19 protein-coding genes are annotated in these 22,336 nt (G+C 60.2%); 9 read left to right on the forward strand and 10 right to left on the reverse strand.

What is annotated here, in order from left to right:
* Position 1 precedes the first annotated feature (1 nt).
* From ACYSMN_RS17535 to ACYSMN_RS17550, 4 genes are all read right to left on the reverse strand, one after another.
* Complete coding sequence (locus ACYSMN_RS17535) at positions 2-427, reverse strand: DUF2147 domain-containing protein (RefSeq protein ID WP_488925214.1); 426 nt, start codon at positions 425-427, stop codon at positions 2-4.
* Between the two features lie 188 nt (positions 428-615).
* Positions 616-3,699: an efflux RND transporter permease subunit gene (locus ACYSMN_RS17540; protein ID WP_488925215.1), complete on the reverse strand. Its 3,084-nt coding sequence runs from the start codon at positions 3,697-3,699 to the stop codon at positions 616-618.
* A gap of 30 nt (positions 3,700-3,729) precedes the next feature.
* On the reverse strand, positions 3,730-4,803 hold the full coding sequence (locus ACYSMN_RS17545; protein ID WP_488925216.1) for an efflux RND transporter periplasmic adaptor subunit: 1,074 nt from the start codon (positions 4,801-4,803) through the stop codon (positions 3,730-3,732).
* 163 nt (positions 4,804-4,966) lie between these two features.
* A complete protein-coding gene (locus tag ACYSMN_RS17550) occupies positions 4,967-6,382 on the reverse strand; it encodes a TolC family protein (RefSeq protein ID WP_488925217.1) in 1,416 nt (471 codons plus the stop codon).
* 379 nt (positions 6,383-6,761) lie between these two features.
* Between ACYSMN_RS17550 and ACYSMN_RS17555 the strand changes: the two genes are divergently transcribed.
* The 5 genes from ACYSMN_RS17555 to ACYSMN_RS17575 all read left to right on the forward strand — a co-directional run bounded on the left by ACYSMN_RS17555 (position 6,762) and on the right by ACYSMN_RS17575 (position 12,283).
* On the forward strand, positions 6,762-7,439 hold the full coding sequence (locus ACYSMN_RS17555; RefSeq protein ID WP_488925218.1) for a response regulator: 678 nt from the start codon (positions 6,762-6,764) through the stop codon (positions 7,437-7,439).
* A 175-nt stretch (positions 7,440-7,614) separates the two neighbouring features.
* Positions 7,615-7,980, forward strand: coding sequence for a four helix bundle protein (locus ACYSMN_RS17560; protein WP_488925219.1), 366 nt, complete (start codon positions 7,615-7,617; stop codon positions 7,978-7,980).
* 122 nt (positions 7,981-8,102) lie between these two features.
* Positions 8,103-9,503, forward strand: coding sequence for a HAMP domain-containing sensor histidine kinase (locus tag ACYSMN_RS17565; RefSeq protein ID WP_488925220.1), 1,401 nt, complete (start codon positions 8,103-8,105; stop codon positions 9,501-9,503).
* A 306-nt stretch (positions 9,504-9,809) separates the two neighbouring features.
* A complete protein-coding gene (locus tag ACYSMN_RS17570) occupies positions 9,810-11,420 on the forward strand; it encodes a SulP family inorganic anion transporter (RefSeq protein ID WP_488925221.1) in 1,611 nt (536 codons plus the stop codon).
* Between the two features lie 239 nt (positions 11,421-11,659).
* Positions 11,660-12,283 (forward strand): carbonic anhydrase, encoded by a 624-nt coding sequence (locus ACYSMN_RS17575; protein WP_488925222.1) that lies wholly within the window; start codon positions 11,660-11,662, stop codon positions 12,281-12,283.
* A 123-nt stretch (positions 12,284-12,406) separates the two neighbouring features.
* Here the strand turns inward: ACYSMN_RS17575 and ACYSMN_RS17580 are convergent, their stop codons facing one another.
* Complete coding sequence (locus ACYSMN_RS17580) at positions 12,407-13,279, reverse strand: hypothetical protein (protein ID WP_488925223.1); 873 nt, start codon at positions 13,277-13,279, stop codon at positions 12,407-12,409.
* Positions 13,276-13,779 carry a glycine-rich domain-containing protein gene (locus tag ACYSMN_RS17585; protein WP_488925224.1) on the reverse strand — a complete coding sequence of 168 codons (504 nt, stop codon included), beginning with the start codon at positions 13,777-13,779 and terminating at the stop codon, positions 13,276-13,278. The genes ACYSMN_RS17580 and ACYSMN_RS17585 overlap by 4 nt, the downstream gene beginning before the upstream one ends.
* A 129-nt stretch (positions 13,780-13,908) precedes the next feature.
* Here ACYSMN_RS17585 and ACYSMN_RS17590 point away from each other — a divergent pair, with 129 nt between their 5' ends.
* A complete protein-coding gene (locus ACYSMN_RS17590; protein ID WP_488925225.1) occupies positions 13,909-14,856 on the forward strand; it encodes an NAD(P)-dependent alcohol dehydrogenase in 948 nt (315 codons plus the stop codon).
* Between the two features lie 305 nt (positions 14,857-15,161).
* Here ACYSMN_RS17590 and ACYSMN_RS17595 read toward each other — a convergent pair whose 3' ends face one another.
* From ACYSMN_RS17595 to ACYSMN_RS17610, 4 genes are all read right to left on the reverse strand, one after another.
* Positions 15,162-15,590: an EamA family transporter gene (locus tag ACYSMN_RS17595; protein WP_488925226.1), complete on the reverse strand. Its 429-nt coding sequence runs from the start codon at positions 15,588-15,590 to the stop codon at positions 15,162-15,164.
* A gap of 283 nt (positions 15,591-15,873) precedes the next feature.
* The gene (locus tag ACYSMN_RS17600) at positions 15,874-16,311 is read right to left on the reverse strand and encodes a nuclear transport factor 2 family protein (protein WP_488925227.1); all 438 of its coding nucleotides are present in this window, start codon (positions 16,309-16,311) and stop codon (positions 15,874-15,876) included.
* Between the two features lie 46 nt (positions 16,312-16,357).
* On the reverse strand, positions 16,358-16,831 hold the full coding sequence (locus ACYSMN_RS17605; RefSeq protein WP_488925228.1) for a nuclear transport factor 2 family protein: 474 nt from the start codon (positions 16,829-16,831) through the stop codon (positions 16,358-16,360).
* A 9-nt stretch (positions 16,832-16,840) separates the two neighbouring features.
* Positions 16,841-19,042 (reverse strand): carbohydrate binding family 9 domain-containing protein, encoded by a 2,202-nt coding sequence (locus tag ACYSMN_RS17610; protein ID WP_488925229.1) that lies wholly within the window; start codon positions 19,040-19,042, stop codon positions 16,841-16,843.
* A 238-nt stretch (positions 19,043-19,280) separates the two neighbouring features.
* Here ACYSMN_RS17610 and ACYSMN_RS17615 point away from each other — a divergent pair, with 238 nt between their 5' ends.
* From ACYSMN_RS17615 to ACYSMN_RS17625, 3 genes are all read left to right on the forward strand, one after another.
* On the forward strand, positions 19,281-20,303 hold the full coding sequence (locus tag ACYSMN_RS17615) for a sensor histidine kinase (protein ID WP_488925230.1): 1,023 nt from the start codon (positions 19,281-19,283) through the stop codon (positions 20,301-20,303).
* A 123-nt stretch (positions 20,304-20,426) separates the two neighbouring features.
* Positions 20,427-21,149: a LytR/AlgR family response regulator transcription factor gene (locus ACYSMN_RS17620; RefSeq protein ID WP_488925231.1), complete on the forward strand. Its 723-nt coding sequence runs from the start codon at positions 20,427-20,429 to the stop codon at positions 21,147-21,149.
* Positions 21,150-21,357: 208 nt separating this feature from the next.
* Entirely contained in the window at positions 21,358-22,269 is a 912-nt protein-coding gene (locus tag ACYSMN_RS17625; RefSeq protein ID WP_488925232.1) for a formylglycine-generating enzyme family protein, read from the forward strand.
* The last annotated feature ends 67 nt before the right edge of the window (positions 22,270-22,336 follow it).

Genomic DNA, 22,336 nt, shown 5'->3' on the forward strand with positions numbered 1-22,336 from the left:
CTTACGGCACGCGGGTCCAGACTTCGGTGCGGCCCAGCAGCGAGACGCCGATGTAGCCGCGGACTTCCAGGGTGTTGGCGTTGCGCAGTTTCATGGTGCAGGAGTAGGTTTTGCCGTTGTTGGGGTCGTACACGGTGCCATCTTCCCAGGCGCCTTTGCCGTCGAAGCGGAAATTCTGGAGGATGACGGCCCCGAGGATACGCCGGCGGCGCAGCTTCTCATCGGGATTTTTGGTGTCGAGCTGGTCTTGCTGAGGACCGATTATTTTGCCGTAAAAGCGGTTCTGCTGCTGGTAGATCTGGATGGTGCCTTGCTTGTCCGTCGTGAGCCACTTGCCCGTGATGGCCTCAGCGGCGGGCGGCGTAGGGGCGAGGGAAAAAGTAGCGGCCAGTAGGAGCGGGGCCAGGAGCAGCATTATGGATTTCATTCGTTGAAGCTGTGGTGTCTCAGGGTTGGAACAGAAGGGCAGTGCAGTGGCACGGACTTCAGTCCGTAGCCCAACCACCAGCACGGTTTGAGTAGGTAGCAGGCCTGCTTTACCGCAACGTAGACTGGGTAAAGGGAGCTACGGACTGAAGTCCGTGCCACGGGCAACTGGGTTTCTGGATAGCAATGTTACACCAACACGGCTTTTTCGGCTGCCACCGCCGCTTCTTGCAGCTCCGGCAGCGCGGGCGGCAGCAGCTTGTAGAGCACCGGCGTCACAATGCGGGTAAGCAGCAACGACGAAATCAGGCCGCCGATGAGCACCCAGGCCAGCGGCGAGTAGAGCGGATTGTTTTCGAGCACCAGCGGCAGCAGCCCGCCGATGGCCGTGAGCGTGGTGAGCAGAATCGGGATGAAGCGCACCTGTCCCGCTTCCTCAATGGCCTGTTCCAGCGGCATACCCTGCACGCGCAGCTGGTTCGTGAAATCAACCAGCAGAATAGAGTTCTTCACCTCAATCCCAATCAAGGCAATGAGTCCGATGATGGCCACGAACGAAAAGGAATTGCCGGTAAAGAGCAGCGCCAGCACCGCTCCAATTACGCCCAGCGGAATCACCGACAGCACAATGAGCGTGCTTTTGAAGGTGCGAAACTCCAGAATGAGCACCGCCATGATGCCGAAAACGGTGATGATAATGATGGTGCCCAGCCCGCCAAACGAGTCCTGCGCGGCTTCTTTCTCGCCCGCCGCTACGTAGCGGTAACCAGCCGGAAACTTGAATGCGTCAAGCTGCTGAATCACCTTCTCGTACACGTTGTTGGTCAGGAAGCCCGGCTTCACGAAGGCCGTCACGGTCACGAAACGGTCTTTGTCGTAGTGCCGCACGCTGGTGGGGCTGGCTTCGAAACGCACGTCGGCGAGCTGGCGCAGGGGCACGAGCGTGCCGGTGTTGCTGGTCACGTAGAGTCTGTCGAAAGCCGCCAGGGTTTGGCGCTGCCCGCGCGGGAGGCTCACGTTGATGTTGTAGTCGTTGTCGTCGCCGTCAATCTGGAACGTGCCCACGTTGAGGCCCGCCACGCCCAGGCGCACGGTGCGGTCTATTTCGCTGGTGGGGATGCCCAGCAGGCCCGCTTTGTCCTTGTTGACAGTGACTTTGAGGTTGGTGCCGAGCGTGGTGAGCGGGTTGTTGACGTACACCGTGCCTTCGGTGCGGGCCAGCAACGCCTCTACTCGGAAGGCCAGGTTACGCAACGAGTCGAGGTTGTCGCCGAAGACGCGGATGGCGATGGGCGCCTCCACCGGCGGACCCTGCTCGAACTGCTTCACCTCGATTTTGGCGCCCGGCACGCCTGTAAACTTGCTCCGCAGCTCGGAAACCAGGGTTTCTATCTCCTTGACTTCGAGCGGCTGCGTCTGCACGAACACCTCGGCATAGTTGGCGGCGTTGTTGCGCTGCACCACGTTGTAGTAGATGCGCGGGTTGCCACGGCCCACGTTAGTAGCGTAGTTGCGGATGTGCTCGTGTTTCGCCAGCTCCGCTTCCACGAACTGCGCCACGCGGTTGGTTTCGTAGAGACTGGTGCCCAACGGCGTTTCAATATTGACGAGGAACATCGGCTTCTCGGAGCGCGGAAACACGCTGAATCCCACCCGCGGGATCAAGGCCAAGGAACCCGCGAAAATGGCCGCCGCAATGGCCAGCGCCACGTAGGGCCGGTGCAAGGCGCGGTCGAGCAGGGGCTTGTAAGTAACAGTGAGCAGCCGGTTCAGTCCGCGCAGGAAAAAGTTGCCCTCCGCGTGCTCGTGCGCCGATAAAAGCCGGCTCGATAGAAACGGCACGATGGTCAGCGCCACGAACAGCGAAGCCAGCACCGTGGTAATCACGGCCATGGGCAAGGAGCGGATGAAGTCGCCGGCGCCTTCAGGTAGAAATACCAGTGGCAGGAAGGCGAAAATGAGCACTGCCGTGCAGCCCACCACCGCTAGGCTGATTTGCTCGGTGGCTTTGATGGCGGCTTCCACCCGGCCGTAGCCCTCGCGCAAGTACCGTTCAATGTTTTCCACCACCACAATGCTGTCATCCACGAGCAGGCCCAGTGCCACCACCAGCCCCACAATGCTGAGCTGGTTGATAGTGAAGCCCAGCAAACTCAGAAGCGCCAGCCCAATGGCCAGGCACAGCGGAATCGAAATCATGACCACCACCGAGGCCCGCCAGCCCAGCGGCAGCAGCGTGAGTAGCACCAGGAAAATGGCAATGGCGAAGTCGCGCGAGAAGCCCGAAAGGCGCTTGCCCACGTTGTCGGCCTGGTCGAAGCTCTTGACGTAGGTAATGTCTTTCGGCAGATCTTTCTGAAACTGCGCCAGGATGGGCGTCATCTTGTCGCGCACGGCAATGATGTTCTGCTTGTCCTTGAGGGCCGCCGTCACGAATACGGCCCGCTTGCCATTGAGCCGGCCCAGGTAGTTTTCCTCTTCGTAGTTGAAGCTGACATCGGCCACGTCCTTGAGGTAGACCACGCTCTGCGGCGTGGCCTGCACCACCGTATTCTGAATTTCGCTCAGATCGGCATAGCGGCCACTGGTTTTGATGTTGAACTTCTTGTCGCCGGCCTCGATGCTGCCGCCCGGAATGTTCACGTTTTCGCTCTGGATGGCGCCTAGTACACGGTTCAGCCCCAACCCCAAGCGAGCCATTTTCTCCAAGTTGAGGCTCACGCGCACCTGCCGCTGCGGGTAGGCCCAGGTTTCCACCTTCTTGATGGCCTTGATCTTTTGCAACCGGTCCTGCAGTTCCTCGGCCTGTTGCTGCAAGGCGCTGTACGGCAGCGTTTCGGAAAGCAGCGCCACTTGCAGCACATTCACATCAGAAGGCGTGAACTTCTGCACTTCCAGGCTGGCCAGGTCGGCGGGCAGCTGGGGGCGTAGGTTGCTGATTTCGCGTAGCACCTCGGCGTATTTGTCGTCCACGTCTTCGCTGTACACGAATTCGATGCGCAGCACAGCCAGCCCGTCGTCTATCGTGGTCACGATTTTCTTGACGTTGTCGAGGGCGTTGAGGCTTTCTTCCAACGGCTTCACCACCAGGTCCTCCATGTCGGTGGGGTTGGTGCCGGGGTACACCGCAATCACCGAGAAAGTGGGCGAGCTAGTGGAGGGGTCCTCAGCGCGGGGCATGGTCAGCAGCGCGTTCAGGCCCAGGCCCAGCGCCAGTAGAAACACCACCAGCATAAACTGGTAGTTCTTGACGGAAAAAGCGGCTATACGCACGGTATTGGTAGATTATCGTGAGAAAAAGCGTTAGCGCGCCGTTATCGTCACCCGCGAAGTGGACGTGAGGTAGGCAGCGCCTTTGCTGATGATGGGCGTGCCCAGCGTCAGGTCGTCGGCCCGAATGGCCGCCTGCCCTCCCGCTAGCAGACGCAGTACCCGCACGGCGTGCCGCTGCACCCCCGGTCCGCGGCCGCTCAGCGTGTAGATATAGCCGCGCTCCCCGTCGGCGCTCACCAGCGCCTCCACCGGCACAGTGGGCACTGCGGCCGCGTTCCGGGGCGTGATATCCACCTGTCCTACCAAGCCCGAAACGAGCCGCTGTCCGGCTGGCTGCACCGTAATTTCTACCTCATAAGTGCCGCTTGCCGGGTCGCTGGTTTGCGCGATGCGCGTGATGCGGCCCGCAAAATCCCGTTCTGGATAGGCGTCGAGGTGGACCTGCGCGGCGTCGCCGGAATGCACGCGCACCACATCGCGGTCGGTTAGGCCCACGCGCACCACCCAGGCGGCGTCGGCGGAGCTGAGCACGAAGATGGGCACGTTAGCCGCGACCAGCTCGCCGGGTTCGGCTGTGCGTTGCAGCACGCGGCCACTCACCGGCGCCACAATAGTGGCGTATTGTTGGTTGAATTCGGCGATGCGCAGGGCCGCGCGGCTGGTTTCGGCGCCGGTGCGGGCATTTTGCACCTGCTCCAGCGTGGTTACGGAGTCGCGGTACAGATTCTGGCTGCGCTGGAGGTCGCGCTGGGCCCGGTCGTAGCTTTGGCGGGCCTGGGCTACCTGGGCTTCAATTTCGGCCTGATTGAGGCGGGCCAACACCTGTCCGCGCCGCACCACGTCGCCTTCCTTCGCTGTGAGGGCCGCTACCACACCGCCCACCTTGAAGCCCAAACGCAGCTCGGTGGCGGAAGTGAGGCGGCCACTGGCCCGGATGCCTTCCACCAGCGGCCGGGCCGTAAGCGGCACGGTTTGCACCGGAATGAGGTCCGCGCTGGCTGCCGCCGTAGCAGCAGCATTGGTTTCTTTGGCTTTGGCCCCGCAGCCGCTCAGACTGAGCACAGTGGCCGCGACGGGCAGCAGGAGTAGGATGTAGCGTGGCATAAGCGTGTGGAACCTCACCCCCCAGCCCCCTCTCCTTCAGAGAGGGGGAGCCTGACGACCAAAGTGGGAGGTGCCGGGTTGGTTAAAAAAGTCGGTTTAGAACTGAAGCCAAGATGGATGCTGACATTAGGCTCGATTCTCCATAGGAGAGGGCCGGATGAGGTCATTCTAGCGGATAGGTGGCGGCGCTGCGCTCGGTGTTGGCGAGCTGGCTGAGGTAGGCGTACTTGGTGAGGATGACGTTCAGCTCGGCGTTGGTGAAGGTGGTGCGCGCGTCGATGAACTGCACCAGCGGCGTGAGACCTTCCTCGTACTGGCGGCTCACCAGCCGAAAAGCTTGGTTGGCGCTACGTAGCCGGTCTTCAGCAGCTTCTACCTGGGCCCGGGCGGCTAGCAGCTCGTAATAATCCTGCCGTACTTCCAGGCCAATCTGCGACTGAACTTCTTGCAGCCGCGCGGCTTGCTGGCGCTGCTCGGCGCGGGCCCGGTCGGTTTGGGCGCGGTTTTGCAGGCCCCCAAACAAGGTCCAGTTCAGCACCAGCGAGGCCTGCGTAAATCGGTTACCGTCGCCGCTGCTGAAATCGTAGGTCGGGCCCTGGTAGCCGTGGTCCACGAGGCCCGATACGGTAGGCTGGTAGCGGGAGCGAGCCAGGTCCAAACCAAGCTGCGCAATGTCCACGGCCTTTTGTTGCTGCTGCACCTCTTCGCGGCCCGCCCCAGCGGCTTCGTTCAGGGCCGTGAGCGGCAGCGGTTCCGGCAAACTCAGCACCGAGTCGGGCAGGGCCTGGATGGGCTGCTCCTGGGGCTGGTTGAGCAGGAAGTTGAAGTAGGCGCGGGCTACCTGCTCGTTTTTGCGGGCCTCCGCCAACTGCTGCTGCACGGCGCTTACTTCAGCGCGGGAGCGGTACAGCACGTCGGGAGTGGCCCGCTGGTTTTCCACCAGCTTCTCATTCACGCGCTTGTTGCGCTCCACTAGCTTTTGGGTTCGCTCATACAGCGCAATCACGCGCTGGGCAGCCAGGTAGTTGAAGTACGCAACCTTGATTTCCTTCACCAACTCGCGGCGGTAGCGCTGCACGTCCAGGGCTTCCACTTGCGCCTGCTCACGGCTGATGGCGTGGTTGAAGCGCAACGCCGGCTGGTACACCGGCACCGAGAGGCGCAGCTTGGTTTCGTGTTCGTGCGGCCGCAGAAAAGGCGTGCTCTGGTTCTGAAGCTGCGGAAAGTTTTCGGAGTTGGTTAGCTGGTTGAGCGTGGCGTAGGTGCTGTTGAGCAGGTCGCCGACGGGCACTTCGATGTTGCGGCCCCCGTCGGCCACGCTGTAGCGGGCGTTGAAGTCGAGGGTGGGGTAGAAGAGGGCCCGTGCGATGCGCAAAGCGGCTTCGGCTTTGTCGCGGCTGGCGCGGCGCTGTTGCAGGGCCAGGTTGCTTTGCAGGCCTTGCGCCACATAGCCATCAAGCACCGATGATGAAGGCGTGGCAAGCAAGGAACTCTGGGCGGCGGCTTCGGAGCTGGCAACACTCAGGGCGGCAAGCAGCACAACCGCCGGACGGCACAATAGGCGGACGAGGTAAAACATAGCCAGGCAGAGTAGAAATTCTCCGCGAAGCACGCGCTACGGGCTATTGGGCGCCAGAAAAGAAAGGTGAAGTGGGGACAAACTCACGTGAGGCGTCGGATATTCACGGTGAATCTGTGGCTGATGCACCGATGTCATTCCGAGCAGCGTGCGGAATCTGAGGGTCCACGCAGGAGACTAACCCAAATGCCTCGTTATTGGCTTGATGCGCTACACCATGATTGAAAACGACTGTCAGGGTGATGAGGAAAACCACGTGAACAGAGTTGGACAGGCGGTTTGCGAGAAAGCAAGCACTGTCAGCCCGGCGGAAACCCAGTACCTTCGGCGCGTTTGCTGCTTAGGTAGCCTTGTTTTTTTGTTTCTAATTCGCTGCCACATGAAAATTCTGCTGGTCGAAGATGAGCCCAAAGTGGCTGCGTTTCTGCACAAAGGCCTGACCGAGCAACAGCACATCGTAGAAGTAGCCACCGACGGGCCCACCGGCCTGCGAATGGCCCTGGCCGGGCAGCACGACCTCATCATTCTCGACAACCTACTGCCCGGCCTGAGCGGGCTGGAAGTGTGCCGGCAGGTGCGCGCCCACAACCCCGCCGTGCCCATTCTGATGCTGACGGCGCTGGGCGAAACCGACGACAAAATCCGCGGCCTCGACGCCGGTGCCGACGATTATCTGGTTAAGCCGTTTGCGTTTCAGGAGCTGCTGGCGCGGTTGCGGGCCTTGGTGCGCCGCCGCCCCGAAGCCGCCGCTTCCAGCCCCGTTCTGCAACTCGCCGACCTCACCCTCGACCCTAGCAGCAAGCTGGTGCAGCGCGCCGGGCAGCCCATTCAGCTTACGGCCCGCGAGTTTTCCTTGCTCGAATACCTGCTCCGCCACAAAGGCCGCGTCATTTCCCGCGTCGATATTCTGGAGCACGTCTGGGAAACCAGCTTCGACACCGGCTCCAACGTCATCGACGTGTACATCAACTTTCTGCGCAAGAAAATCGACAAAGACTTCAGCCCCAAGCTCATTCACACGCTCGTGGGCATGGGCTACGTGATGAAGGAAGAGTAGGTTGATGTGCTGATTTTTTGATGTGCTGATGTGCTGATTGTTGTTCTTTTCGGGTGCGCCGTTGGCGCTGTATGGGTTTGCGTGATGGATCGAATGATGAATTGATGATTGTTCTTTCTGCGTTTGAGGAAGGGGAAGGTTTTATTTTCGTTGATTTATTGAATTCACTATTCGTATGGGAAAGCCGCTTGAGGATAATTTGATTGTGCGGCTGACGCTGGAGTTTGCGTTGCTGATAGTGGAGTACACGGAGGAGCTGGAGGCAACCCGGCGCTATGTGATAGCCAATCAATTGATGAAGAGCGGCACGTCTATTGGAGCTAGTGTGCGAGAGGCGCAAAGCGCCGAAAGCCGCGCCGACTTTGTTCATAAGCTCAAGGTAGCCGCCAAGGAAGCCGAAGAAACCGACTATTGGCTGCTACTCTGCCAACACGGCAAATCCTACCCCGCCACCACCGACCTACAAACCCGCCTCCTGAGCATCCGCAAAGTCCTCTCCAGCATAATCTCCTCCACGAAGAGCCAACACCCCCAACTTTAAAAGCTCACAATCAAAGAACCAACCCCAGAACACCTATCCTCAAAGATCAATCATCATATTAACCCATCAGCACATCAAAGAATCAGCACATCAGCACATCACCTAATCAGCACATCATCAACATGACCATTCGCCTTCGGCTTGCGTTGCAGTTTGCGGCTATTCTGGCCTTTACGCTGCTGCTGTTTTCGTTGGTGATTTACTTCTTCACCTTCCAGGCCCGGCAGGAGTCGTTCACGGAAAACCTGTTTGCGCGGGCGCGCATCGTGGCCCACGTATACCTTGATGGCACTGGCCGCGCCAACGAGGAAAGCCGAGCCTCGTACCGGCGCTATTTACGCCAGTTCTACCGCACGCTCCCCGAAGAAGAAGTGCGGGTCTATGATGCCGCCAACCGCGTAGTGTTTCAGGAAGGCCAGCCTTCTGAGGTGCCCGTGCCTAAAGAATTGCTGGTCGCCGTGCGCCAGGAAGGCCGCCAGGTGCAGCTGCGCCAACACTTCCGGCAGACAGTGGGGCTGCTTTATCGCGACGTAGACCGGGGCGACTTCGTGGTGGTGGCCTCGTCCTTGGATACGGACAGCCGCGACAAACTGCACAGCCTACGCAACATCCTGGCCGGGGGCTTGCTGGCTTCCTTCATCATCGTGAGCATTGGGGGCTGGTTTTTCGCGGGGCTGGCGTTGCGGCCCCTGCAGAAAATAGTGCGCGAGGTAGACAGCATCACCGTCTCGGACCTGCACCAGCGCCTCTCGCAGGCCGATGGCTACGACGAAATAGCCCACCTGGCCCAACGCTTCAACCAACTCCTCGACCGGCTCGAAACTGCCTTCGCCGGCCAACGCACCTTCGTGCGCGACGCCTCGCACGAGCTACGCACGCCGCTTACGGTGCTCATTGGGGAGTTAGAAGTAGCCTTGTTGCAGCAGGAGCGCAGCCCGCAGGAGTACCGACGGGTGCTGCAAAGCACCCTCGACGCCGCCCGCCTGCTTAAGGACCTCACCAACGGTCTGCTCCAAATAGCCCGCGCCTCCGACGACCCTTCTCAAGTACCGCTCACCGTACTCCGTCTCGACGAGCTGCTGCTTCAGGCCCACGAGGAGGTGCAGCGCCGCAACCCCACCTGCCGCGTCGATTTGGAGTTTGGTGATGTGCCCAGCGTGGTACACCAGCCTTTTGCTGTTCGTGGCAACGAAGCGCTGCTGCTTTCGGCCCTGCTAAACGTGCTGGAAAATGCCTGTAAATTCTCCAAAGATTCCACCGCGCCCATCGTCGCTAGCCTTACTACCACGGCCTCGCGGGTGGTGCTGGAAGTGCGCGACCAAGGCGTGGGCATGAGCGAGGCCGACCGTCAGCAGGTATTCGTGCCCTTCTTCCGGGCCGAGGCTATTCGAACGGTACCCGGCCACGGCATTGGGCTGCCGCTCACCTCTAAAATCATGGCGCTGCATAGCGGGACTGTGCGGGTGGAAAGTGAGCTAGGCCAAGGCACCCAGGTGTGGCTGGAATGGCCGGCGCTGGGGTAGCGTCAGGTGGTATTAATTCTGATAGGAGCCACCGGGCACGGTTAGTGCAACTTTAATCTGCCGCCGCTTCCATATTAATGACTCGCCCAATTGCCAGAGCGGCTCAATCAAGCGAATATCTTTTGCTGGCTGGCGGAAAGCCCAAATTTGAGCTATATAGGTTGTGTCTGAAGGCTTTTCTTTATTTAATTCCCTTTTAACTTCCTTTTAACCGAGTCTTAATTACTGCCTCGTAGACTTGTATGCTAATCACCTAGTCGTGCCTATCTGCGCCCTGCTAGCTGAGTTATTTCACTTGTCTGCCTGATGCCAAAAATAGCTTCGCCCTCTACTCAAAAGACGGCTTCTGTTGCTCCTGCTTTTACCGGAGGGCCCTTTAGCTCGCTGGGCAAAGACTTGCCCGCAGGTCTGGTTGTATTTCTAGTCGCGCTGCCACTTTGCCTGGGCATTTCGCTGGCTTCGGGCGCGCCGCTGCTGGCCGGTATTATTACCGGCGTTGTGGGGGGCGTGCTGGTATCCTGGCTGAGCGGCTCGCAACTGAGCGTGAGTGGGCCCGCCGCTGGTCTTACTGCCATTGTGTTGTCGGCTCTGCAAACGCTGGGCTCCTTCGAAGCCTTTCTGGCTGCCACCGTCGTTGCGGGCGCCCTACAAATTGTGATGGGGCTGCTGCGGGCCGGCATTATCGGGCTGTACTTCCCCACCTCCGTTATTCGGGGCATGCTGGCCGCCATCGGCCTAATCCTGATTCTAAAGCAGATTCCTCACTTGCTCGGTGCCGATACGGATTACTTCGAGGACATGACCTTCTTGCAGTTCGATGGGCAGAACACGTTCTCAGCAGTAGCCGGTGCGCTGCGCTCCTTCGGCTGGGGCTCTACGCTCATTGGGATGGTCTCGCTGGGCGTGCTGCTGCTCTGGGAAAAAGTACTGGCGAAACGCTTTGCCGTGCTGGCTTTGGTGCCCGGGGCGCTGGTGGTGGTAGTGCTTTCCATTGGCCTGAGTGCTTTGTTCAACGTTTCTATTCCGGTGCTGCGCGTGCGCCCCGAACACCTGGTGCAACTGCCCAACATCACCTCTTTCACTGATTTTATCGGCGTATTCACCCACCCCGACTGGGCGGCGTTCAGCAGAGTCTCTACCTACACCGTGGCCTTCACCATTGCCATTGTGGCCTCGCTGGAAAGCCTGCTGAGCGTGGAAGCCGTGGACAAGCTCGACCCGCACAAACGCACCACGCCCACCAACCGGGAACTGATGGCGCAAGGTGCGGGCAATATGGTGAGCGGCCTGCTCGGCGGTTTGCCCATGACGGCCGTTATCGTGCGTAGCTCCGCCAACATCAACGCGGGCGGCCAAACTCGCATGTCAACCTTTTTCCACGGGCTGCTGCTGCTTATTAGCTTGCTGTTTCTGGAATCCATCCTGAATCGGATTCCGCTGTCGGCACTGGCGGCGGTGTTGCTGCTGGTGGGCTACAAACTCACCAAGCCCGCTCTCTACCGCACCCAGTGGAAACTAGGCTGGCAGCAGTTCCTGCCTTTCATCGTTACGATAGTAGCCGTGCTGCTCACCGACTTGCTCAAGGGCGTTACCATTGGGCTTGTGGTGGGCATCTTCTACATCCTGAAAACCCACTACGAATCGGCTTATTTTCTGCGCCAAACCCCCGAGCTGCAAGCCGCGGGTGTGTATCATCTGAAGTTGAGTGAGCACGTTTCCTTCCTCAATAAGGCCAGCATCGTGCGGATGCTGGAGCAGTTTGGTCCGGGTAGCCATGTTATCCTCGACGGTACGGAGTCGGAGATGATAGATTACGACGTGCTCGAAGCTATTGAGAACTTCCGCCAGTCGGCTGAAGAGCGGGGGCTGCGGCTGGAGCTACGGGGCATTCCGCAAGTGGACGTAATGGGCCACTAGTGCCTGGCCGACCATTATAGCTGCGACGCTAAGCGGCTTCCTGACCGGCAGATTGTGGGCGCTCCTATCTTCTCTTCATCGTAAGCAGGGATGCTTAACCGCCAACAATGCCGCACATAATTTCGGAGGCAGAAGTACAGACCAGCTGATGAACCGAATAACCAAATGACTGCCAAAAGGCTTGTTAAGCATCAAATCTTTAATTAGCAGTCATTCCGCATCAAACCAATTAACTCTTCATGGAGCACATTCTAGAAGGCAACCGCCGGTGGGTGGAAGCTAAAACGGCCGAAGACCCCGAGTTTTTCAAACGCTTAGCCCGCGAACAGAAACCACGGTACTTGTACATCGGCTGTTCTGATTCGCGCGTGCCGGGCAGCGCCATCACTGGCACCGAGCCGGGCGAGATGTTCACGCACCGCAACATCGCCAACCAAGTAGTAAACACCGACCTCAATTTGCTGTCGGTGGTGCAGTACGCCGTGGAGGTGTTGAAAGTGGAGGTGATACTGGTGGTGGGCCACTATGGCTGCGGCGGCGTAGCGGCGGCGGCTTCCAACAAGCAACATGGTCTTATCGACAACTGGCTCACCAACATCCGCGACGTGGTGCGCCTCTACGACGACGAGCTGAGCGCCATCGAGGATAAGGAGCAACGCCTGCGCCGCCTCGTGGAGCTGAACGTGATTGAGCAAGTGCGCAATCTGGCTAAAACCAACATCATCCAGAACGCCATGCGGCAGCCCAACCCGCCCCAACTGCACGGATTGGTGTACGACCTAAGTGAAGGCATTCTCCACGATCTGAAAGTGGAAACCCAACCGCTGGAAGACTTCGAAAATATCTACGGTACTGAAGCGTAAGCCACGCCAAAAACCAATGAATACCACCTAGGCAAAATCGGGCATTAGCCGACCAGCCTAAAGGCACAAAAAACCGCTGCAGCTCAAGGCCCGGCGGTTTTTTGTGCCTTTAGGCTGGTCGGCTTAGTCGCCGCCACCGCAACCACCGCAGCCGGAACAACCGGAGTCGCCACCGCAACCCGAGTCGCCGCCGCAGCCGGAGTCATTACCTCCGTCGGCATCGCCGCCGCTCGAACCGTCGCTGCTGTCACTGTGGTGGCCGTGGCTGGTGCTGTGGCTGTTGAATGTGTCGCCGTGCGTGAGCCAGGTAGAGTCGCTGTCACTACCGGCGCTGCCACCGTCGCCGCCACGGTCGCTGTTGGTGGTGTGGTAAGGGTCGGGAATGCGTTGCAACTTTTGCTCCAAGTGCTGCGCTACTTCGGAAGTAAAGGCCGGCAGTAGGAACACGGCAGCGCCGAGCTGTAACGCGAACTGGTGCGCCTCGGCCGGGTTGCGGCCCATGCGGGTTAAGAAGTCGGTGTTGAGGCGGTCTAACTCGTTCTGGATTTCTTGGCCTCGTTGCGCGCCTTCCCAAGTCAGCGCCCGAGAGCCTATAAGGCGTCGGAACCAGTGCCGGGAAAATAGCTGCGCGGTCCGCTCATTGGCTTCAATAAGTCGGTAATAAGCCGAGGCGGTGCCGGCCTTCTTGAAAATCATGCGCACGTACAGCCAGAACGAAACGCGCAGCTGCCCATCGGGCCGGAAGGCATCAAGTAATGGCTTCTCGTGCGGTAGCTCTACGTGCGTCTGTAGCGCCGGGCCACCTGCCACGTACTGTGGCCGCTGGTCGGGGTCTTTGAGGGAGCTTTGCGGCATCTGTTCCTCCACCACGACCAGCACTTGCTGGCGCAGCAAATCCAGGAACGTGACGCGCAGCAGTTGGCGCAGGCCGGGCGAGTGGCGCTCGTGGAGCACCAGGAGCAGCTCGGCGGGCGAGTACGAAAGGAGGCTGGTCATGTTTTGCGACGAAATCGAAGTTTGGGAAGCAGCCAGAAAGCACTCAGGTTGACGCGGCGAAAGTTCACGTCCCGAAACCGCGTCTCGTTGTCGGGCCAAATATCCGGGGGCGGCGCGGCGCCAAACACTTCTTGATAGAGCGTTTTGGTGCGGCCGTACCAGTCGTTGAATTTGCCCCGCTCGGCTTCGCCACCTTTAGTGGGGCCGTGGTGAATGTCGCGGCCTAGCACTTGGCGGCAGAAATCCAGCCAGTAGGAGCGGGTGTAGAGCAAGTGCAGGTGCCAGACCTGGTCTACTTGGTCGGAGGGCGTGAGCGGGTGCTCCGTCAGGCAGAGCAGAAACATGAACTTCTTGTATTCCAGCCCCGCCCGCAGCGCGTATTCCAGCGGCCAGCCGTTCTCGCGGGCCAGGCGGTCGGTGAAGGAAAAGGCCACGGCTGGGTCGTCCAGCTCGAAGCGGCGGATTTTTTCCCACAGGTCGGGTTGCAAAGTCGGCGTCACGGGGGCGCGGCAAAGGGGCAAGGGAATATCCGCTACCAACATACGCAGAAGCCAGCACATCAGCTACGCCCGAACCTGCCAGCCGCCTTCTTGCGTAGGCTTTCGGTAACCTCAACATTCCATTTGTCTATGCAAGCGGCTTATTTCAACCAGTACGGCTCCGCCGATGTGCTTCGCTACGGCGAGCAGCCCACTCCCACGCCCGGCGCCCACCAGATTTTAGTGCGCGTGCGGGCCAGCAGCATCAACCCCGTGGACTGGAAAGTGCGCCGCGGCGACTTGAAGCTGCTCACGGGCCAGAAATTCCCCAAGATTCCGGGCCGCGACGTGGCCGGCGAAGTAGCCGCCATCGGCGATAACGTGACGCGCTTCCGCGTCGGCGACCGGGTGTACGGCATGCCTAGCGACGGCGTAGGCGGAGCCAACGCCGAGTACGCGCTGCTGACCGAAGCCAACGCCGCTTTCATCCCCGAACTCCTGAATTTCGAGCAGGCGGCGGCCGTACCGCTGGCGGCCCTCACCGCTCTGCAAGGCTTACAGACCCACGGCCAGCTGCTTTCCGGCGACCGGGTGCTGGTGAACGGCGCTTCCGGCGGGGTCGGCTCATTTGCCGTGCAACTGGCCCACGCGCTGGGAGCCGGCGAAGTGACCGGCGTGTGTGGCCCGGCCAACGTGGAGCTGGTGCGCACCCTCGGCGCCGACCGGGTACTGAGCCGCGAAGAACACGACTTCACGCAGGAGCGCAGCCGCTACGACATCATCTTCGACGCGGCCGGCAAGAGCAGCTTCCTAGCCAGCAAAGCCGCCCTGCGTCGCAACGGCCGCTACGTGAGCACCACCCCCGATCCGGTCGGCTTAGTGGTGGGCACCGTAGTAGCGGCGCTGTCCGATAAAAGCCAGCACATGTTCATGACCCGGCAAAGCGGCCCCGATTTGGCGTTGCTTTCGGCTTGGCTGCAAGCGGGCACCATTCGGCCCATCATCGCCAAAACCTTCCCTCTCCGGGACATCACCGAAGCGCATCGGTACAGTGAAAAGGAAAGCGGCGCGGGGAAAGTGGTGCTGGTAGTGGAATAGCGCCACAGCAAAGAGTGTCATTGCGAGCAGCACGAAGCAATCCTTCCTCCACCTGCTCAAAACGTCACTTGTAAGATACCCCCTTGCTGTTGAGATGGTTCTCAAGCCGTGTATGAGTGTCATGCCGAGTAGCGCGAGGAAGCTGGGTGCTGACCACGGAACAACCCCGATTCCTCGCGCCACTTGTGCGTCTAAGTGAGCAGACCACTGCTATGAGCTTGTCGGTTTATTAGGTTCACAGCTTTTACAGGAAGGATTGCTTCGCGCTGCTCGCAATGACAGCGGCTTCGCAAGCAACATTTGCTTTACTCCGCGGGGCGGGTAAAGGCGATGAGTAGGGCGCCGCCGGCCATCATAGCCGCGCCCAGAATTACTTGCCAGGTGACTTTCTCCTTGAGGAAAACAACGGCCAGCAGGATGGAAAACACCAGCGAGATTTTGTCGAACGACGAAGTGCGGGAAGCTTGACCGAGCTTGAGGGCCTGAAAGGAAAACAGCGACGAAAGGCAGGTGATGATGCCGGCCGCAATGAGAAACAGCCACGTGCGCCGGTCAATTTCTGCTACCTGGGGCAAGTGGCCCTGCCAGGCCACCACGCTCCACGCCACCGCCACAATCAGCACCGACTGGATGGCAAAAGCCACGCTTGATTCTATGTTCTTCACGCCCACCTTGGAGAGCGTAATGACTATGGCTGCCGATAACGCGGCCAGCAACGAAAAAATCCACCACATACACGGCCCGGAGAGAAAGTTCTGACGCCTGAAGTACGTAGCCGAGCTTTATTCGACTGAAACCAAAAGCGTGGAAGTAAGCCGAACAGACAAGAAATATTGTTGGAAGTTGCCGCTGTTATACCAAGCCGCTCCGCACTGCCCAGTTGTTATACTGCCCGGACGCCAGGAAGCATCGGCGAATAGAGCGGGGTGTCTCGCCAGGGAAGCGAATAGCTCCATTGCAACGAAACAACTCCGATGCTTCTTGGCGTCAGTAGGACAGATAGTACCGATAACCGAATCACAGATCTTGCCGGATGGATACTTTGTCGGTGATGTACCAGCGGCCGTTGATTTTGAGTAGATTAAAGTAGTCGGTGAATCGGTTGGGGCCGCTGGTGATTTGCGCGGCTACACTGGCCGCGTGGCCGGTTTGGTGCATGGTCAGGATGCGGCCTTGGGTGTCGCCCTTGGGCTTAGGCTTGAAGCCGCCGAGGTAGGCGCGCTTGTTGAGGTCCACGAACTCGCCTTTGTTGACGAGTTTCAAATGACAGGAGGCGTGCATAGCCGACGAAACCTTGGCCGTATCACCAATGGCCCACCCGTCGAAATAGGTGTTGACAACAGCCCGAATGGCAGCCTCTTCGTTGGCGGCAGGTGCGGACGCCTGAGCGTGCGCGGCAGAGGTTAGCGCGATAAAAAGCGTAGTGGCCGCAGCCAGGGAACGAGCAAGAAACATGGTAGCGAGAGTTGGTAAAAAGTCAGGGAAAAGTGGGCTGTTGATATCAATGGGTGTATTTGTCTTGGCGCAGGCTACGGGGCTGTTCCGGCAGAATCTCCCGCTCGGTTACAACTTCCGCGATAAGCCAACGGCCGTTTTGCTTGCGCAAATGCAGCAAGCTTGTGTAGCGAAGCGGGCCACTGTCCACTTGCAGCACGGCGCTGGCAATGTTGTCGGTACAGAAAATCTGCACCACCTGGTCCACGGTAAGGCGGCTCACCAGCGGCTGAAGTTCGCGCAGATATTCCCGGCGGTTGAGCTGCCGGGTTTGGCCGGGCGTCACCTGCGTAAAGCGGCTGCCGGGCAACAGAATGGAAACCATTTTGCTGGTATCAGCCGCCGTCCAGGCGGCGACGTAGATGGTGACGGCGGCTCGAATCAGGTATTCGTCGGCGGGCGGAACTGGTTGCTGGGCGCGGAGCGGGGCGGCCGGTAGCAGCGCCAGCAGTAGGCCAAAGCAGAGGGAGAAGAAGCGCATGGCAGCGGGTTAAAACTGTTTGAGAAAGGAGACTTTGCCAATCAGGCCACGCTCCGTGACTTGCTCCCTCACGGTGGGGCCGGCGTAGTCTTGCTGGTTGAACACGAGGAAGAGGAAGGACAAGGGCTGGTATTCCCAGGCGAAGCGCAGGTTGAGGTTCTCGCTGTCGTCGCGGCTGTTGCGCTGGTAGAAGCCCGAGAGCTGCACGCGCGGGTTGAGAGCCACCCGACTTTCCAGGCCGTACAGCGCCACGCGCCGCGAAACCTGCTCGGTGCCCACCCGCCGAAAGGCATCCAGCGAGTAGGAGGGCAGCAGGAAGAAGTGCGGGCTCGGAGCCCATTTGCTGGTCAGGGCGAGGGAATGCAGCCGGCCGTTGTAGTAGCCGCCGGTGGTCAGCTGGGCCTGGTAGGAGAGCCGGCGCGAGGCGTCGCTGTTCGCCACCAAGTTGTGCGTATAGTAGGTGTACCGACCCGGCGCGATGCGGATGCCAACGGGCTCAAATGGCTCGTCGAGGGCCTGGTACACGCGGTTGACGTAGAAGCGCAGGTCGCCCCCGCGTTCCAAAATGCCATCGAACAGAAAGAAACGGTTGCTACTTTCCAGCAAGCGCCCCGTCGAGGCCTGGTGGTAGTATTCGTTGTGAATACCGGGTTCGAAGCTGCGCAGCCAGCGGGGCATCCAGGACTTGCCGCGCTGAATGAGGTAGAAGCCCGGAGTGGTAGAAACGACGTCCCGGCGCGATATGAAACCCATTTCCGGCGAGTACCGCTTGGTAATTACCGCCTCCGACCACCACACCGCTAAGTTGTTGGCTTCGTAGCGCAACTCGGAGTAAGCCGCCAGACCCTGGAGCCCGGCTTTGGAGCCGCCCGTGAAGGAGGCCATGGTGCTCAGCGAGGTTTTGGCACCCAGCCGAAAGAAGCCGTCGGCGGCGCCGGTTACGGCGGTGTAGGCTGGCGTGCCACTCTCCGTACCCGCCATGTGTTGGCGCACCGTCAGGAGCCCGCCCACGTTGTGCTGCCGCCCAATATTGTGGGAGTAGCGGCCAGCGTAGTACATATTGGCCGGCTGACCATTGGCGGCGCGCTGGCGCACGGCCAAGCCCCCGAAGTTGCTTTCCGTGGAGCGGTGCACCAGCCGCAAGCCGCCGTCTAGCGGCAGGGGTTGACCATTGTTGAGGCCGATAGCCCGGCTGAAAAAAGGCAGAATGCGCAAGCTCCCACCTTTGGGCAGCAGGCCCGGTGAAAACAGGCTGGCATTCTCCAGAAAGAACTGGCGTCGCTCGGGGAAGAACACCGAGAAGCGGGACAGATTGTTGACTTTGCGGTCCACGTCGGCCTGGGCAAAATCCGTGTTGACGGTCAGGTCCAGCACCGTTTTGGGCGTGAGAGCCCACTTTGCCTCGCCGCCCGTCTTCAAGCGGGTGCGCCGGGAACCGTCGGCGCGTTGCTCGGCGGCTACCAGGGCGTAGGGCTGCACGCGCACGTTGAGGCCGGGCGGTGGGGGAGTGAGGCCGGTAATCAGGCCAGCGTAATCCATGCGGGCAGGAGTGAGGGCCCGGGGCACCGGCGCCCAGGAAGAGCTTTCGAACGAAGCGCGCCGCAGCCGCCCCATGTTCAGGCCCCAGGTGTATTCGCCGTCGGCGGGCTTGGCGGCGTAGCGCAGGGTTTTCCAGGGAATGGCGACTTCGGCCACCCAGCCCGAGTCGCTGCGCTGGGTGCGCACCTGCCACAATCCGTCCCACTCCACATCGGCCAGCTTGTCATCGAACACCAACACGTCGCGCTGGGCACCGTAGGGATTGATGGCAAATGCCATTGCGTTGCGCTCGTCGCGGAAGCCATCGATGAGCAGGAGCAGGTAGTCGTGGTCGAGCAGGGTGAAGTCGCGGCGCATGTCCGGGGCCCGGAGGTTGCGCCGGCCAATGGTGTCGCGGCACACGGCGGCCAGGTAGAGGTTGCGGGCATCGTAGAGCAGACGCACTTCGGTGTCGAAGTTTGCCGGCGCGCCTTGGTTAGGGTCGCGCTGCACGAAGCGGCTGGCCGGGGCCGCAGTGCTCCAGGCCGCTTCCGAGAGCTGCCCGTCGATAACTACAGGAGCTTCGGTGCGGGTAGCGGCTACGCGCCGCTTCTCGGCGGGCGGCATAAACACCTGACTACGGGCTGGCAGGGCGCTCAGCAGCACTAGAAAAGCAAAGACTAATCGTCGCATAAGGGCGCCTCCTACTTAGACGGAGGGTGGCCCAAAGAGAAGTTGCGCCTCAGCTATTGCCATGGGTATTCAACCAGTTCAGCTAGGTTTTAAACCCTTGCCTGAGCGCCTATGAGCCCAGGCGTTGAAGAAAACCGGCTAGTGGTTGAAGAATGTGGGAGATGTGGCGCGTAAACTCCAGCTTTGCCATCGGTAACTGAAGCGCACGGTTGCCGAACCTATTAATCTCCGTCGGCTCATGACAAAGCGGTTGAATTTCGTGCTGTTTCAGGTGGCGGCCTGGCTGCTGGCTTATGGCATGGTGGTGGGCTACTTGGCCCAGCGCATCGACCACCTGGGCTACGTGTTTGCCTTCACGCTGGTGGCCTTTATCTCGTACGGGATTACCATTTACGGCTACTCTTATGGCCTGCATCCGTGGCTGTACCGGCGGGTTTCGGGGCCAGTATTCGGGGCCATAGTCGTGGTGTGCTTGCTGCTTCTGGGGGCGGGGCGGACGTGGGTGGAGGCGGATGTGGTACGGCCCAGTTTCCCGCTGGCACACCGCAGTTTCCTGAGCGGCGACCGGGGGCACATCGGCTACGTGGCCGTGACGCTGGGCTTCGCGTTTGGATTTGGGCTGCTGGCGCGGGCGGCGTTGCGCAGTTTGGTATTGCAGCAGCAGAAAGAGGAGTTGGAAAACAAGCAGCTACAGGCCGAAATGAACCTGCTCAAGGCCCAGGTGCAGCCGCACTTTCTGTTCAACACGCTCAACAACATCTACTACGAAGCCTACCTGGAAGCGCCGCGCACGGCTAGCTTGGTAGAGAAACTAGCGGCCCTCATGCGCTATTTCCTGGACCTGAGCCGCCAGGAACAAGTACCACTCAGCGCCGAGGTAGCCTTTCTGCGCAACTACATTGCCCTGGAAGAAATCCGCTTCCGCCACGAGCTGCGCGTGGACCTAACAGTGGCCGTAACTACCGATGTGCCCGTGCCGCCCATGCTGCTCATTCCGCTGGTAGAAAACCTGTTCAAACACAGCTTCGACAAGCGCCAAGTGCACAACTCGGCCACGCTGCACCTCACTCACGTGGATGGCTGGCTCACATTTGAAACTGTAAATACACTCCCACCCGTGCCATTAGCCACCCAAACCGAAGGCGGCTTCGGCCTGCGCAACCTGCGCGAGCGGCTGCGCCTGCTCTACGGCACCCGCTTCGAGCTAAGCGCCCAGCCCGAGCAAAACCAATTCGTAGCCCGCCTCAAAATTCCCCTTTAAATACCTGACCCAGGGTCCCAGGGCTGAAGCCCTGGGCTACGCAGCGGCTCTAGGATCTACCAAATGAGTAAGTTGTTAAGCCACCTTACTTCGTCACCTAATCACCTCAAACCACCTAACCACTTGTCACCTCGCCTAATCAACTGCTTGATCGTCGATGATGAGCCGAATGCTGTGAAGCTGCTCACGGCTTACGTGGCGCAGGTGCCTTACCTGCGGCTGGCGCACGCCTGCTACGACGCGGGCGAGGCCCTGGCCTGGATTCAGGGGCGGCACGTGGAGCTGGTCTTTCTCGACATCAACTTGCCCGGCATGAGTGGCATGGAGCTGGCCCACACCGTGCGCGGCGAGCAGCGAATCATCTTCACCACGGCCTACTCCGAATACGCCGTGCAGAGCTACGAAACGGCTGCCGTCGACTACCTGCTCAAACCCATTACGCTCCCGCGCTTTCTGCAAGCCGTAGGCAAAGCCGCCGATGCCCTACACCCCGCGGCGCTGCCCGCCCGCGCCGCCCCAGTAGAGGCAGAAGCCGACTATTTCTTCATCAAATCCGGCAAGCAAATCGTGCGGGTGCGCTACGACAGTATCCGTTATGTGGAGGGCCTCAAATCGTACGTGGTGCTGGTGACGGACACGGAGAAAATCATTGTGTATAAGCGGATGCAGGAGATGGAAGCCCTGCTGCCGGCTTGTTTTCAGCGGGTGCATCTGTCCTACATCGTTAACGTAGACGCTATTCACAACATCGAGGAGAACCACATTCTACTGCCCCCAGTGCGTATTCCCATCAGCGCCAAGTACCGCGAGGCCTTCATGGCAACCATCAAAAACAGGTTTATTTGATCGAAGAGATGAGTAGCGCGAAGCTCCGGCTTCGCGTATCGTTGCTGAAATTGAACGACAATCGTTAGTACGGCGCGGACGATGCGCGAAGCTGGAGCTTCGCGCTACATGCCTCAATCTTGGCGGGAAATCAGAGAAACAACGTATGCGAATAGCGAGAGGAGAAGCACTGCTAATTTGGGTGATATGGCTGCTGCCCATAGCTTCATTGGCCCAGAAAAAAGGTCCCGCAGCTGGACCTCCGGCCCTGCCCGCGCCGCCCGGCACGGTGCGCGTGGCGGAGAACCTTTTCGTGGACGAGGCGGAAGTAGCCAACATTCACTGGCTGGAATACCTGCACTTCATCCGGCGCGACTCGGCCCAAACGTTATACCGCGCCCAACTACCCGATTCCACCGTGTGGCAGCCCGTGCCGGTGCCGGATGAGGCGCCGCAGTCCTATTTCCGGGCGCCGGGCTACCGGTATTATCCCGCCACGGGCATCCGCTACGAGCAGGCACTGGCGTATTGCCGCTGGCGCAGTGCCGCCGTGAACCGCAGCTACTTCCGGGGCGCGGAGTTTCGCAAGCAGCACCCGGAACTGCGCGACTACGACGTGACCGTGGAATACCGCCTGCCCACCGAAGCCGAGTGGCAGCAGGCCGCCGCGGGCAATCTGCCCGCTGGGCCGCGCCCGTTCGAGGTGGTGCAGACTCGCCCCGCGCGCAAACCCAAAGGCCAGAAGCTAAGCGACGCCGAAGACCTCACTGCCTGCCTCGATGCGCAGCGCCTGCCGCACCCGGCCGAGGAACTGGCCTACGAGTTGCCATTCAACCTGCGTGAAAACTATTACTTGGCCGGTAGCAACCAGGTGTTTTATTGCGCGCCGGCCAAGGAGAAGTTTCCACTGCAACCCATCAGTGCTGGCCCGCCCAACGGCTTCGGTATGCAGCAGATCATCGGCAACGTGGCCGAAATGACGGCTACCAAGGGCGTTGCGAAAGGCGGCTCGTTCAAGACTTCCGTGCGGGGGCTCACGCTGGAGTCGCGGCAGCCGTACCAGGGGCCGCAGAGCTGGCTGGGGTTTCGGTGCGTAGCCACGGTGCGCATGGTGCCGAAGAAGGCAACTAGCGGGCAATAGAAAGCTTTTACGCTAGGTGCTGGTTAGGTGGTGTGGACAGTAAAAAACCCGGTTGTCATGCTGAGCG

The organism is Hymenobacter sp. M1-2 (genome assembly GCF_057808495.1).

Excerpts from the sequence above, each read along its gene's own strand:
- ACYSMN_RS17535 (WP_488925214.1), bottom strand. The coding sequence starts at position 427 with ATGAAATCCATAATGCTGCTCCTGGCCCCGCTCCTACTGGCCGCTACT.
- ACYSMN_RS17545 (WP_488925216.1), bottom strand. The coding sequence starts at position 4,803 with ATGCCACGCTACATCCTACTCCTGCTGCCCGTCGCGGCCACTGTGCTC.
- ACYSMN_RS17550 (WP_488925217.1), bottom strand. The coding sequence starts at position 6,382 with ATGTTTTACCTCGTCCGCCTATTGTGCCGTCCGGCGGTTGTGCTGCTT.
- ACYSMN_RS17555 (WP_488925218.1), top strand. The coding sequence starts at position 6,762 with ATGAAAATTCTGCTGGTCGAAGATGAGCCCAAAGTGGCTGCGTTTCTG.
- ACYSMN_RS17560 (WP_488925219.1), top strand. The coding sequence starts at position 7,615 with ATGGGAAAGCCGCTTGAGGATAATTTGATTGTGCGGCTGACGCTGGAG.
- ACYSMN_RS17565 (WP_488925220.1), top strand. The coding sequence starts at position 8,103 with ATGACCATTCGCCTTCGGCTTGCGTTGCAGTTTGCGGCTATTCTGGCC.
- ACYSMN_RS17570 (WP_488925221.1), top strand. The coding sequence starts at position 9,810 with ATGCCAAAAATAGCTTCGCCCTCTACTCAAAAGACGGCTTCTGTTGCT.
- ACYSMN_RS17575 (WP_488925222.1), top strand. The coding sequence starts at position 11,660 with ATGGAGCACATTCTAGAAGGCAACCGCCGGTGGGTGGAAGCTAAAACG.
- ACYSMN_RS17580 (WP_488925223.1), bottom strand. The coding sequence starts at position 13,279 with ATGACCAGCCTCCTTTCGTACTCGCCCGCCGAGCTGCTCCTGGTGCTC.
- ACYSMN_RS17590 (WP_488925225.1), top strand. The coding sequence starts at position 13,909 with ATGCAAGCGGCTTATTTCAACCAGTACGGCTCCGCCGATGTGCTTCGC.
- ACYSMN_RS17595 (WP_488925226.1), bottom strand. The coding sequence starts at position 15,590 with ATGTGGTGGATTTTTTCGTTGCTGGCCGCGTTATCGGCAGCCATAGTC.
- ACYSMN_RS17600 (WP_488925227.1), bottom strand. The coding sequence starts at position 16,311 with ATGTTTCTTGCTCGTTCCCTGGCTGCGGCCACTACGCTTTTTATCGCG.
- ACYSMN_RS17605 (WP_488925228.1), bottom strand. The coding sequence starts at position 16,831 with ATGCGCTTCTTCTCCCTCTGCTTTGGCCTACTGCTGGCGCTGCTACCG.
- ACYSMN_RS17610 (WP_488925229.1), bottom strand. The coding sequence starts at position 19,042 with ATGCGACGATTAGTCTTTGCTTTTCTAGTGCTGCTGAGCGCCCTGCCA.
- ACYSMN_RS17615 (WP_488925230.1), top strand. The coding sequence starts at position 19,281 with ATGACAAAGCGGTTGAATTTCGTGCTGTTTCAGGTGGCGGCCTGGCTG.